Source organism: Roseococcus suduntuyensis, assembly GCF_014196305.1.
GTDB classification, from domain to species: domain Bacteria; phylum Pseudomonadota; class Alphaproteobacteria; order Acetobacterales; family Acetobacteraceae; genus Roseococcus; species Roseococcus suduntuyensis.
In genome coordinates this window covers 126,640-138,597 of record NZ_JACIDJ010000004.1, presented here as the reverse complement: position 1 = coordinate 138,597, position 11,958 = coordinate 126,640, and the positions used below count along the sequence as shown (strand labels likewise).

At 71.0% G+C, this 11,958-nt stretch carries 12 protein-coding genes; 10 read left to right on the top strand and 2 right to left on the bottom strand.

Annotated features, from left to right (window positions below):
• Nucleotides 1-185 precede the first annotated feature (185 nt).
• Genes lptB through hpf form a run of 3 tightly spaced genes read left to right on the top strand, consistent with a single transcriptional unit; the run spans nucleotide 186 to nucleotide 3,160 of the window.
• The gene (lptB, locus tag GGQ83_RS12780; protein ID WP_242535157.1) at nucleotides 186-1,007 is read left to right on the top strand and encodes an LPS export ABC transporter ATP-binding protein; all 822 of its coding nucleotides are present in this window, start codon (nucleotides 186-188) and stop codon (nucleotides 1,005-1,007) included.
• 46 nt (nucleotides 1,008-1,053) lie between these two features.
• Nucleotides 1,054-2,517: an RNA polymerase factor sigma-54 gene (rpoN, locus tag GGQ83_RS12775; protein ID WP_184384596.1), complete on the top strand. Its 1,464-nt coding sequence runs from the start codon at nucleotides 1,054-1,056 to the stop codon at nucleotides 2,515-2,517.
• A gap of 52 nt (nucleotides 2,518-2,569) precedes the next feature.
• On the top strand, nucleotides 2,570-3,160 hold the full coding sequence (gene hpf, locus GGQ83_RS12770; RefSeq protein ID WP_184384594.1) for a ribosome hibernation-promoting factor, HPF/YfiA family: 591 nt from the start codon (nucleotides 2,570-2,572) through the stop codon (nucleotides 3,158-3,160).
• Nucleotides 3,161-3,288: 128 nt separating this feature from the next.
• Here the strand turns inward: hpf and GGQ83_RS12765 are convergent, their stop codons facing one another.
• Nucleotides 3,289-3,942, bottom strand: a complete 654-nt coding sequence (locus GGQ83_RS12765) for a ribonuclease D (RefSeq protein ID WP_184384592.1) — start codon at nucleotides 3,940-3,942, stop codon at nucleotides 3,289-3,291.
• Nucleotides 3,943-4,108: 166 nt separating this feature from the next.
• Here GGQ83_RS12765 and GGQ83_RS12760 point away from each other — a divergent pair, with 166 nt between their 5' ends.
• The 4 genes from GGQ83_RS12760 (at nucleotide 4,109) to GGQ83_RS12745 (ending at nucleotide 8,226) form a co-directional block, all read left to right on the top strand.
• Nucleotides 4,109-5,575 carry a phospholipase D-like domain-containing protein gene (locus tag GGQ83_RS12760; RefSeq protein ID WP_184384590.1) on the top strand — a complete coding sequence of 489 codons (1,467 nt, stop codon included), beginning with the start codon at nucleotides 4,109-4,111 and terminating at the stop codon, nucleotides 5,573-5,575.
• Between the two features lie 50 nt (nucleotides 5,576-5,625).
• Entirely contained in the window at nucleotides 5,626-6,423 is a 798-nt protein-coding gene (locus GGQ83_RS12755; protein ID WP_242535143.1) for a class II aldolase/adducin family protein, read from the top strand.
• A gap of 82 nt (nucleotides 6,424-6,505) precedes the next feature.
• On the top strand, nucleotides 6,506-6,937 hold the full coding sequence (locus tag GGQ83_RS12750) for a DUF2231 domain-containing protein (RefSeq protein WP_184384589.1): 432 nt from the start codon (nucleotides 6,506-6,508) through the stop codon (nucleotides 6,935-6,937).
• On the top strand, nucleotides 6,934-8,226 hold the full coding sequence (locus GGQ83_RS12745; protein ID WP_184384587.1) for a PQQ-dependent sugar dehydrogenase: 1,293 nt from the start codon (nucleotides 6,934-6,936) through the stop codon (nucleotides 8,224-8,226). Before GGQ83_RS12750 ends, GGQ83_RS12745 begins: the two co-directional genes overlap by 4 nt.
• 74 nt (nucleotides 8,227-8,300) lie before the next feature.
• On the opposite strand, the gene GGQ83_RS12740 is transcribed toward GGQ83_RS12745, so the two are convergent.
• Nucleotides 8,301-9,104, bottom strand: coding sequence for an alpha/beta fold hydrolase (locus tag GGQ83_RS12740; RefSeq protein ID WP_184384585.1), 804 nt, complete (start codon nucleotides 9,102-9,104; stop codon nucleotides 8,301-8,303).
• A 124-nt stretch (nucleotides 9,105-9,228) separates the two neighbouring features.
• Between GGQ83_RS12740 and GGQ83_RS12735 the strand changes: the two genes are divergently transcribed.
• Genes GGQ83_RS12735 through GGQ83_RS12725 form a run of 3 tightly spaced genes read left to right on the top strand, consistent with a single transcriptional unit; the run spans nucleotide 9,229 to nucleotide 11,956 of the window.
• A complete protein-coding gene (locus tag GGQ83_RS12735) occupies nucleotides 9,229-10,614 on the top strand; it encodes a cytochrome P450 (protein WP_184384583.1) in 1,386 nt (461 codons plus the stop codon).
• A complete protein-coding gene (locus GGQ83_RS12730; RefSeq protein ID WP_184384581.1) occupies nucleotides 10,611-11,189 on the top strand; it encodes a hypothetical protein in 579 nt (192 codons plus the stop codon). The genes GGQ83_RS12735 and GGQ83_RS12730 overlap by 4 nt, the downstream gene beginning before the upstream one ends.
• On the top strand, nucleotides 11,186-11,956 hold the full coding sequence (locus tag GGQ83_RS12725; protein WP_184384579.1) for a 2-oxo acid dehydrogenase subunit E2: 771 nt from the start codon (nucleotides 11,186-11,188) through the stop codon (nucleotides 11,954-11,956). Before GGQ83_RS12730 ends, GGQ83_RS12725 begins: the two co-directional genes overlap by 4 nt.
• Nucleotides 11,957-11,958 lie beyond the last annotated feature (2 nt).

Genomic DNA, 11,958 nt, shown 5'->3' with positions numbered 1-11,958 from the left:
CGGCGCGGCCTGCGCCACCCGGGCCCCAGCCCGTGAGCCCGCCCCCAGTCGCCGAGGCTGCGCCACCCAAGCCCGCGCCGGTTCCGCCCGCCGCGCCGGTCCGACCGGCTGCGCCCGTGCCGCCGGCCGCCGTGGTCCCGGCCAGCAAGCCCGCGCCGGCCCCGCCCGCCGCGCCCACCGCGCGGATGCGCGCCGCCGAAACCCCGCCGCCGGCCGCCCCCGCCGTCATCCGCGGCACCCCCGCGCCGCGCCCCGCCGCGCCGGCGCTGACCGCCGTCGAGGGCTCGGGCGGGCTGGTCGCGACTGGGCTGGGCAAGCGCTACAAGAAGCGGCCCGTGGTGCGGCAGGTCTCGCTGCACCTGAAGCGTGGCGAGGCAGTGGGGCTGCTCGGCCCCAATGGCGCGGGCAAGACCACCACCTTCTACATGATCACGGGCCTGGTGCGTCCCGACGAGGGCAGCGTCACCATGGACGGGGCCGACGTCACCCACCTGCCCATGTATCGCCGCGCGCGGCTGGGCCTTGGCTACCTGCCGCAGGAGGCCTCGATCTTCCGGGGCCTCTCCGTCGAGGACAACATCCGCGCCGCGCTGGAAGTGGTGGAACCCAAGCGCGACCGGCGCGAGCAGATGCTGGACAGCCTGCTCAACGAATTCGGCATCGCGCATCTGCGCCGCGCGCCTTCGCTGGCGCTGTCGGGCGGGGAGCGGCGGCGCTGCGAGATCGCGCGCGCGCTGGCCACCCACCCCGCCTATATCCTGCTGGACGAACCGTTGGCGGGCATCGACCCCATCGCCGTCGGCGAAATCCGCGACCTGGTGAAGCACCTGAAGAACCGCGGCATCGGCGTGCTCATCACCGACCACAATGTGCGTGAGACGCTGGAGATCATCGACCGCGCCTACATCATGCATGACGGCCAGGTGCTGATGGAGGGCCGCCCGCAGGAGATCGTCGCCCATGAAGGCGTGCGGCGCGTCTATCTGGGCGAAAAATTCAGCCTTTGATGGCGGCGGTGCCAGGGCCCGCCGCCCCCGCGACTGAGCGCGGCTGATGGCGTCCATGCTCGGCCCGCGCCTCGACCTGCGGCAGTCGCAATCGCTGGTGATGACGCCGCAGCTGCGGCAGGCGATCAAGCTGCTGCAATCCTCCAACATGGAGGTGATGGCCTTCGTCGAGGAGGAGCTGGAGCGCAACCCGCTGCTGGAACGCGACGAGGCCCGCAGCGTGGCCGTGGCCGCCGAGGCGCCGCCGCCCGACGCCGCCGCGGCCGCCAGCGCCGACACCTTCCCCGAACAGGCGCTCGACGCCGACTACTCCAACGTGGTGGATGCGGGCGAGGCGCACACGCCGGATTTCGGGCCGGTGGGTGCGGGCGGCCGTGCCGATTTCAGCGATGATCTCTCGGGCATCGAGGAGATGGCCGGCGCCGGCCCCAACCTGCGCGAACGGCTCGCGGAGCAGCTGCGCCTCAACCTGCCCGAGGGGCAGGAGCGGCTGATCGGCGCGGCCCTTCTCGCGATGGTGGAGCCCAGCGGCCGCCTGACGCTGGACGCCGACGCCATGGCCGCGCGGCTGGGCTGCGATGTCGCGGTGGTCGAGCGCGTGCGCCGCGCCATGCAGCGCTTCGAACCCGTGGGCATGTTCTGCCGCGACCTGCGCGAATGCCTGCAGGTGCAGCTGGAGGACCGGGGCCGCTACGACCCCTACATGGCCCGCCTGCTGGACCACCTGCGCCTGCTGGCCCGGCGCGACATGCGCGGCCTGATGGAGGCCTGCGGCGTGGATGCCGAGGACCTGGCCGAGATGGTGGCCGAGTTGAAGCGCCTCGACCCCAAGCCCGGCGCCGGCGCCGATGACGCGCCCTTGCAGACCATCCAGCCCGACGTGCTGATGCGCCCCTCGCCCGAGGGCGGCTGGGTGCTGGACCTCAACCCCGAGACACTGCCGCGCGTGCTGGTCAACCGCGGCTTCGCGGCCCGCGCCGTGGTGAACCTGCGCGACCGCGAGCAGAAGACCTTCCTGGCCGAGCAACTGCAATCCGCGAACTGGCTGGTGAAGAGCCTGGAGCAGCGGGCCAACACCATCCTGAAGGTGGCCAGCGAGATCATCCGCCGGCAGGACGCCTTCTTCCGCCATGGCGTGGAGCACCTGCGCCCCTTGATCCTGCGCGACGTGGCGGAGGCGGTGGAGATGCACGAAAGCACCGTCAGCCGCGTCACCGCCAACAAGTATCTCGCCACGCCGCGTGGCACGTTGGAGCTTAAGTATTTCTTTACCACCGCCATCGCGGGCACCGCGGGCGGAGAAAGCGTGAGTGCAGAGGCGGTGCGTCATCGCATTCGCGGAATGATCAACGCGGAGCCGCCCTGCGCCATTCTTTCGGATGATGCAATCGTGTTGCGTCTACGTGAAGAAGGCGTGGACATCGCGCGTCGAACCGTGGCCAAATACCGGGAAGCGATGCGCATCCCCTCATCGGTGCAGCGCAAGCGCGAAAAGGCCGTCACGGCCTGAAGGGCGACCTCCCTGCTGGCCGGATGACGGCTGGACAGAGGAAAGGTAGCCCATGCACATCACCGTCGCTGGCAAGCAGGTCGAGACATCGGACGCGCTGCGCGTCCATGTGGCCGACGGACTGGAAGCGATCACGGGCAAGTATTTCGACCACGCGCTGGAAGCGCGCGTCACCTTCCACAAGGGGGCCAAGGGCAGCAATGGCGGGCATTTCGCCTGCGACATCAACCTCCATGCCGGGCGCGGGCTGAGCCTGCGCGGCGAGGGGCAGGGGCCTGACGCGCAGCGCGCCTTCGACGAGGCGGCCGAGCATGTGGCCAAGCGCCTGCGCCGCTACCGCCGCCGCGCCAATGAGCACGCCCGCGGCCAGGCGGCCGAGCGCGAGACGTCCGAGGTGCTGCGCGAGTATGTCGTCACGCATGACGAGGACGCCGAGGAGGGTGAGGCCATCACCAATGCCGACCACCCCGCCGTGGTGGCCGAGCCGCTGGGCGAGCTGCATGTGCTCTCGGTGGGCGAGGCGACCATGCGGCTTGATCTCTCCGGCGCGCCGGTGGTGGTGTTCCGCAACAGCGTGAGCCGCACGATCAACGTGGTCTATCGCCGTGCCGATGGGCATGTGGGGTGGATAGACCCCGGCTGACCCCGGCGCCGGGCCTGCTGGAACGGGACACGCGATTCACGCCTCCGGGCTGCGCCCTGCGGCGATCGCGTGTCAGTGATGAAACACGCGATTCACGCCTCCGGGCTGCGCCCTGCGGCGATCGCGTGTCAGTGATGGAACAGGTCCGGCTCCTCATACCCCAGCAAATCGAGCTTCCCGCGCGTCGGCAGGAAATCATAGCAGGCCTGGGCCAGTTCCAGCCTGCCTTCGCGCTTGAGCAACGCCTCCAGCTTCGCCCAGAGCGCGTGCAGGTGCAGCACGTCGCTGGCCGCATAGGCGCATTGCTCGGGCGTGAGTTCGAGCGCGCCCCAGTCGCTGGTCTGCTGCTGCTTGCTGATCTCCACGCCCAGCAATTCGCGCAGCAGGTCCTTAAGCCCGTGCCGGTCGGTGTAGGTGCGGATCAGCTTGGAGGCGATCTTGGTGCAGCGCACGGGGCGGATCTCCACGCCCAGCGCGTGGTGCAGCAGCCCCACGTCGAAGCGGGCGAAGTGGAACAGCTTCACCGTCGCGGGGTCACTCATCAGCGCGGCCAGATTCGGCGCCTTGTAGCCATGCCCGCCCAGGCTCTCGGGGATGAGCTGCACCAGGTGCGCCGCGCCATCGCCGGAGGAAAGCTGCACCAGGCACAGCCGGTCGCGCCGCGCATCCAGGCCCATCGCCTCCGTGTCCACCGCCACCACCGGCCCGAGGTCGAGCCCCGCGGGCAGGTCGTGCAAATGCAGGTGGACGGGGCCGGCCGGCGTGAACATGGTCTTCGCCATCGGGCGCACCTCGATCTCTGTCTGGGGAATGTGGAGAGGCATAGCCCTGGCGCCGGCCGGGCGGCAAGCCACCGCAGGCTGCGGGCGCGCCGGCCGCCCGCACGGCAGGTTGGCAAATCGCGCGCATGCCTTGACCCTGGCGGCGTCGCGCCCGCCAATGCGGGAAATGAGCAACCACGACCTGCTTCGCCCAGGCCAGACCTGCTGGCGCACCGCCCGCGCCGACCGCATGGCCGTCGTCGTGGACGCGGCCGATTACTTCCGCGCGGCGCGCGACGCGATGCTGCGGGCGCGGCGGCGCATCATGCTCATCGGCTGGGATTTCGACGCGCGCATCGAGCTGACGCCGGGCGAGGCGGCGGAGGGCGCGCCGCCCCGGCTCGCCGATTTCATCCTGTGGCTGGTGCGGCAGCGGCCGGAGCTTGAGGTCTTCATCCTGCGCTGGGACCTGGGCGCCATCCGCACCCTGTTCCGCGGCACCACCTTCTTCACCCTGCTGCGCTGGAAGGCGCATCCGCGCATCACCGCGCGGCTGGATGGCGCGCACCCCGTGGGCGGCTCGCAGCACCAGAAGATCCTGGTGCTGGACGACGCCATCGCCTTCTGTGGCGGCATCGACATGACGGGCGAACGCTGGGACACGCGCGACCATGCCGACGACGAGCCGCGTCGCATCCTCCCGAATGGCGCGCCCGACAAGCCCTGGCATGACGCGACCACGGCCCTGACCGGCCCCGCCGCCGCCGCCCTGGCGGAGCTGGCGCGGGAACGCTGGAAGATCGCGGGCGGGGAGGAATTGCCGCCGGTGGAGGGCCAGGCCGATCTCTGGCCCGAATGGCTCGCGCCGCAATTCGAGGATGTCGAGATCGGCATCGCGCGCACGCGGCCCGAGATGCCCGACGCGCCGGCCATCCATGAGATCGAGGCGTTGTACCTGGACCTCATCATGCGCGCGCGGCGGCACATCTATGCCGAGAGCCAGTATTTCGCCTCGCGCCGCATCGCCGAGGCCATGGCGCGGCGCCTCGCGGAGCCGGACGGCCCCGAGATCGTGCTGGTGAACCCGCACACCGCCCAGGGCTGGCTGGAGCCCATCGCGATGGACACCGCCCGCGCGCGGCTGCGCGAGGCGCTGCGCGGGCATGACCCGCATGGGCGTTTCCGCATCTACCACCCCGTCACCACGGGCGGGCGGCACATCTATGTCCACGCCAAGGTGATGGTGGTGGATGACGCGGTGCTGCGCGTGGGTTCCTCCAACATGAACAACCGCTCGCTGCGCCTCGATGTGGAGTGCGACGTGGTGCTGGAAGGCCGCGACGATGCCGCGCGCGCCGCCATCACGGATGTGCGCGACGGGCTGCTGGCGGAACATCTGGGCGTGACACCGGAGGAGGTGGCGGCGCGGATCGCGGAGGGCGGCTCGCTCATCGGCGCGATCGAGGCGCTGCGGGGCGCGGGGCGCAGCCTGGTGCCCTATGAGACGCCCGACCTCAACGCCGTCGAGACCTGGCTCGCGGACAATGAGGTGCTGGACCCCGAGGGCCCGGGCGAGGCCTTCGAAAGCCTGGCCAAGCGCGGGCTGTTCCGCCGTTTCGGCCGCATGCGCCTGGCGCGCCGACAGCGCGATTGACCCTTGCGGGCGCGGGGCGCAATTTCGGCGCAAACCAGGAGGAGACGAACATGCTCGAAACCCATCCCCGCCGCGAACTGCGCATCTCGTCCATGCGCGACAAGGTGACCCCGGCCGAATGGCAGGCCCGCGTGGACACCGCCGCCGCCTATCGGCTGGTGGCGCTCTACGGCATGGACGACATGGGGGCGAACCACATCTCCACCCGCGTGCCGGGCGAGGGGCACAACTTCCTCATCAACCCCTACGGCATGATGTATGACGAGATCACGGCCAGCTCGCTCATCAAGATCGACGCCGAGGGCAATGTGCTGGGCAAGCCGGACTATGGCGACTTCGACTTCGGCATCAACCGCGCGGGCTTCGTCATCCATTCCGCCATCCATATGGCGCGCGAGGATGCGGCCTGCGTCATCCACACCCACACCTGGCCGGGGATGGCGATTTCCTCGCTGGAATGCGGGCTGCTGCCGCTGACCCAGACGGCGATGCGCTTCGCCAAGGTGCGCTACCACGACTTCAACTCCGTGGTGCTGGACCTCTCCGAGCGGGAGCGGCTGGTGCGCGACCTGGGCGATGGCAACACCATGGTGCTGCGCAACCACGGGCTGCTGGTGACCGGCAACACGGTGGCCGAGGCCTTCAACTGGCTGCACCGCATGGAGAAGAGCTGCATGGCGCAGCTGGCCGCCATGGCCTGCAATTCGCCCATGCAGGGGGTCTCGCCCGAGGTGGTGGAGAAGACCTGGCTCGCCTTCCAGCCCCAGACGCGCCGGCCCTATGGCGTGATGGAGTGGCCGGCGCTGCTGCGCCAGCTGGACCGGAAGAACCCCGGCTACGACGTCTGAGGCACCGGCAACCAAGGGGCGCATGGCGCGCTTCTACCTGAGGTGGCCCGGCCTGGGCCGCCCCGGGATGAGGAAGACCGCCATGGTCGCCATTGCCACGCCGGGGTTCGCAAGACCCCTGCATCCGTTTCACGCCATCCTGCTCGCCTTTCCCTTGCCGCTCTTCCTGGGCGCGCTGCTGAGTGATCTGGCCTTTGGCGCCAACTATCACCAGCAATGGGCCAACTTCGCCTCCTGGCTGATCGCCGGCGGGCTGGTGATGGGCGGCTTCGCGCTGGCCTGGGCGGTGGTGGAGCTGTTCCTGCTGCCGCGCCCGCAGCGTCGTTGGCAGGGCTTCTACATCATGGCCCTGCTGGTCATGTGGGGGCTCGGCTTCGTCAACGCCCTGGTCCACGCCAAGGACGCATGGGCCACCATGCCGGAGGGGCTGTGGCTTTCCATCGCGACCGTGCTGCTGGCCCTGCTGGCGAGCTGGATGGGCTATTCCCGCTTTGAACGAGGAGACGTGCGATGAAGCGCCGCACCTTCGCCACCGGCGTGGCCACGCTGGCGCTCGCCGCCTGCAATGAGGAGCCGGGCGCGGTGGAGATGGGCCAATCGCCCCGTCTGCCCCAGCCCAGCCGCGGCCTGCTGCCGGACATGACCATTCCTCGCCCCGCCAGGTGGGGCAATGACATGCCGGTGGTGCCCGAAGGCTACACCATCACCGCCATCGCGACGGATCTGCGCATCCCGCGCCAGACGCTGCTGCTGCCCAATGGCGACATCCTGGTGGCCGAGGGGTCGGGCGGCAATGCCCCCGTGCTGCGCCCGAAGGACTTCATCGCGGGCATCATCAAGTCCTGGGGCAGGAGCGGCGTTTCGGGCGGCAACCGGCTGACGCTGCTGCGCGACGCCGATGGCGACGGCGTCTATGAGACGCGACGCGTCTACGCGGACGGGCTGAACGCGCCCTATGGCCTGGCCCTCGTGGACGGCACGATCTACGTGGCGAACCAGGATGCGCTGGTGGCCTTCAACCATGTCGAGGGCACGCTGGAAGCCGCGGGCCCGCCGCGGCTGGTGGCGCGGCTGCCATCGGCCATCAACCACCACTGGACCAAGGCGCTGACCGCGAGTGCCGATGGGCGCTCCCTCTATGTCGGCATCGGCTCCAACAGCAACATCACCGAGCGCGGGATGCCGGCCGAGGAGAACCGCGCCATGGTCTGGGAGATCGATGCCGCCACCGGCGCGCATCGCCCCTATGCCACCGGGTTGCGGAACCCCACGGCGCTGACCATCCAGCCCGATACGGGCCAGCTCTGGGCGGTGGTGAATGAGCGCGACGAGATCGGCCCCGACCTGGTGCCCGACTACCTGACCTCGGTGCGGGAGGGCGGCTTCTACGGCTGGCCCTACAGCTACTGGGGCAACCATGTGGATGAGCGCGTGCGCCCGCAGGACCCGGAGCGCGTGGCCGCCGCGCTGACGCCCGACTACAGCCTGGGCGCGCATGTGGCGGCGCTGGGCGTGGATTTCTCGACACCCGCCATGGGCGCCAGTTTCGCCGAGGGGGTTTTCGTCGGCATGCATGGCAGTTGGAACCGCACGCCGCCCTCGGGCTACAAGGTGGTTTTCGTGCCCTTCCGCGACGGAAGGCCGGCCGGCGATGCGATGGACTTCATCTCGGGCTTCCTGGATGCCGAGGGCAATGCGCGCGGAAGGCCCGTGGGCGTCACGGTGGACCCGCGCGGCGCACTCATCATGGCGGACGACCTGACCAACACCATCTGGCGCGTGACGGCGCCTGGGGTTGTCTAGAGCAATATCCGACCGGATAAAATCATCCGGTCGGACGCAGCTCTGAGGACCGCAATCCGCGGTCGCGGAATGCGTCATGCCGCGAGGAAGGACAGCACCGCCGCGTTGAAATCGGCCGGGTTGTCGTTGTTCAGCCCATGGGTGGCGCGGGCGATGGTCACGCGCCGCACATGGGGAATGGCGCGTTCCAGCGCGTCCATGATGCGCCCGAACTGCGGCTGGCTCTGCTCGCCGCCCAGCAGCAGGGTGGGGGCCTGGATGGCCTCGGCCGCCGCGCGGGAATAGGGCGCGCGGCGCTCATCCACCTGGCCCAGCAGGGTGCGGGCATTGTCGCGGCTGATGCGCTTGCGGTCCTCCGGGCGGCGGTCCCAGGCGCCGGGGCCGCCGGTGGCTTCGGCGGCGTGGGTCAGGCCGCCCTCGACATCGCCGGAGCCGATCATCGCGGCCGCCCGCGCGAAGGCGGCCCCCTGGGCGCCGGAGGGCGGCGCGCCACCCAGGCTTTCGTCCAGCTCGCCGCCCGGCTCGGCCAGGAGCAGCTTGCGGACGAGGTGCGGGTGGCGTTCGGCCACGCGAAAGGCGATGTGCCCGCCGCGCGAATGGCCCAGCAGCGCCACCGGCCCCGCGCCGAGGGCCGCAATCACGCCCGCCACATCGGCCACGTGGCGGTCAATGGTGAAGTCGCCGCCTTCCCCCCACTGGCCCGGCCAGCAATGCCGCATGCTGAGCGCCATCACGCGATACCCGGCGGCGGCGAAGGCTTCCATCTGGGGCGAGAAGCTGCGCTGGTCGCCCAGCGTGCCGTGCACCAGCAGCAGGGGCGGGCCCTCGCCGGCCTCGGCATAGGCGATGGGGTAATCGTCCACGGTGATGCTGGGCATGACGTTCCTCTTCCTGGCGCAGCGTCCCATGCCGCGGGCGCGACGTGAAGACGGCCGTGCCAATCTCAGGGTGCTGGTAAGGAAAGGCGATGCTACTCTGAGGCGATCGCCAGGAGGGCTCGCATTGCACCCTGACCTGGGCCGCGACAGCCCGCGGCCCATCCCCGAACTGCCCGGCGGCACGCCGCTGCTGGGGCATCTCAGCGCCATGGCCGCCGCGCCACACCTCTTTCCGGTGCGCGCGCTGGCCGCGCATGGTGGGCTCGCCGCCTGGCGGGTGGGGCCGCGCCGTGTGGTGGCGGTGGGGCGGGCGGACCTCGCGCGGCATGTGCTGGTGACGGCGGCCGACCGCTATCCGCGGGGTGCGGTGAACCGCAACCTCGGCACCGTCATCGGCGATGGCCTGCTGGCGACCGAGGGCGAACCCTGGCTCGCCCGGCGCCGCGCCCTGCAACCCGCCTTCCGGCCCGACCGGCTGCACGCGCTGGCCGCGGCCACCCACGCCGTGATGGACGAGGTGCTGGCGCGGTGGCAGGTGGGCGAGGTGCTGGACGCGCTGACGGAGGCGCGGCGCATCGCCATCCGCGTGATCGGCCGCGCGCTGCTCTCGCTCGACATTGACGAGGCGCGGGGGGCGGCGTTCACGGCAGCCGTGCAGCAGAGCCTCCTGCATCTCTCGCGCCGCAACTGGTCGCTGCTGCGCCTGCCGCTCTGGGTGCCGACGCCGCTCCACCGCGCCCTTCTGGGCACGCGCCGCACGCTGGATGATTTCGTGGGCGCGGTGATCGACGCGCGCCTGGCTGACCCCGGCGCCGCGCCGGATGACATGCTGGCCGCCATCATGGCCGGGCGCGGCCATTTGTCGCGCGCGGCGCTGGTGAACGAGACCAAGACGCTGTTCGTGGCGGGCTTCGAGACGACGGCGACGGCGCTGACCTGGCTGTTCCACCTGCTCGCGCGCCACCCTGGATGGGCGGCTTCGCTGGGCGAGGAGGCACGCGCGCTGGGCCGCCCGCCCGGCCTGTCGGACCTGCGGCAACTGCCCCGCATCGCGGCCACGGTGGAGGAGGCCATGCGCCTCTACCCGCCCGTCTACAACATGGGGCGCGAGGCGGCGCAGGATGATCTGCTGGACGGACACGCCGTGCCCGAAGGGGTGACGGTGCTGGTCTCCATCCTCGCCATCCATCGCGACCCGGCCGCCTTCGAGGAGGCCGCGCGGTTCCGCCCCGAGCGTTTCCTGGGCGAGGGCGCTGCGGCGCGGCGCGCGCTGCTGCCCTATGCCTGGGGGCGGCACCAATGCATCGGGAACCACTTCGCGGACCTGGAGCTGGCGCTGGTGCTGGCGCGCATCGTGGGCGCGCGACGGCTGCTGCCGGTGGAGGAGGGGGAGGTGGGGCTGCTCGGCCGCACCACCCTGGTGCCCGACCGGCCCATCCGGCTGAAGGTCGCGCCCCTGGCGCGCGGAGGGGGCGCGCCCCTGGCGCGCGGAGAGGTGCCGCCGGCATGAGCGCGCGTGCGGAAGAGGCGCCGGCCCAATGGCGCATCCTGGACACCGAAGACGCGGCCGCCGTGGCGGAATACGAGCGCGCCTTCCACCGCGCCTTCCGCGACATCCGCCCCGACGGGCTGTTGCGGCGGCTCTGGCAGTGGGATGACGCGGGGGCGCGCCTTGCCTCGCCCGTGCCCTATGCCGAGCAGCGCGTCTATGTGGAGGAGGATACCGCGGGCCAGGTGCGGCGCGGCATGGCGGTGAACCTCACGGGCCGTATCCAGCAGGCGGGGCGCTTCGGCTTCACCCTGCCGCTGCACGAGCCGGGCAGCGCGGAAATCCTGGTGTTCTTCATTGACGGCGCCTGGAGCTTCGCGGGCACGGTGGGCTTCTGGGCGCGCTGCGCGGCGGATCTGCAAACACTGGGTCTCGTCATCGGCTATGGCACCACGGCGCCGCGCCCGCTTCCCATCTATCGCCGCTTCGGGGCCGAGGTGGTGGAGCGGCGGGAGCTGGAGGGGGAGACGCGCTTCCTGCTGCGCTTCGACTTCCGCCGCAGCTGGTTCGTGCCCCGCCGCGAGGGCGGCGCATGACGGACGACTTCACCACCCAGCCCTGGCCGAAGCTGCGCGACGTGGTGCTGGACATGCTCTCGCTCGCGCGGCCGCTGACTTGCCATGGCGCGATGGAGGCCGACCTGACCGAGGCGCTGGCGCTGATCCGCGCGCGCCGGCGCCAGGACCGGCAGCCCGTCTCGCTGCACGCCTTCCTGCTGCACGCGCTGGCCCATGCGGCGGCCGAGTGCCCGGAGGTGCTGACCTTCCGGCATGGAAGCCGCCTGGTCACCTTCCGCGACGCGGATGTGGCGACGGTGGTGGACCGCAGGCAGCCGGACGGCACGCGCCTGCCCATGGGCCTGACCATCCGCGCGGCCCAGACCAAGACCGTGATGCAGATCCATGACGAGTTGCGCGCCGCCATCCGCGGCGACCTGACGAGCACGGCGGAGGTGAAGCGCCGGCGGATGCTGGGGCGCCTGCCGAAGTTCCTCCGCAAGCTGATCCTGCGGCGCATCGCGCGGGACCCGCATCTGCTGCGCCGCGTGCAGGGGACAATCGGGTTGACCAGCCTGCAACGGCCGGGTCTGGATTTTCCCTTCATCGCCTTCCCGCCCAATGTCTTCACCATCACTGTGGCGGTGGGCGGCATCACGCGGCGGCCCTGCCCCGAAGGCGGGCCGCCGCGCCATGTCGTGCTGCTGGGGGGTGCGATGGACCACGCCGTGCTGGACGGCGCGGCCCTGGCCCGCTTCAGCGTGGCCTTGCAGCGAAGGATCGCCTCCGCCGAGGGTCTTCGCTGAAC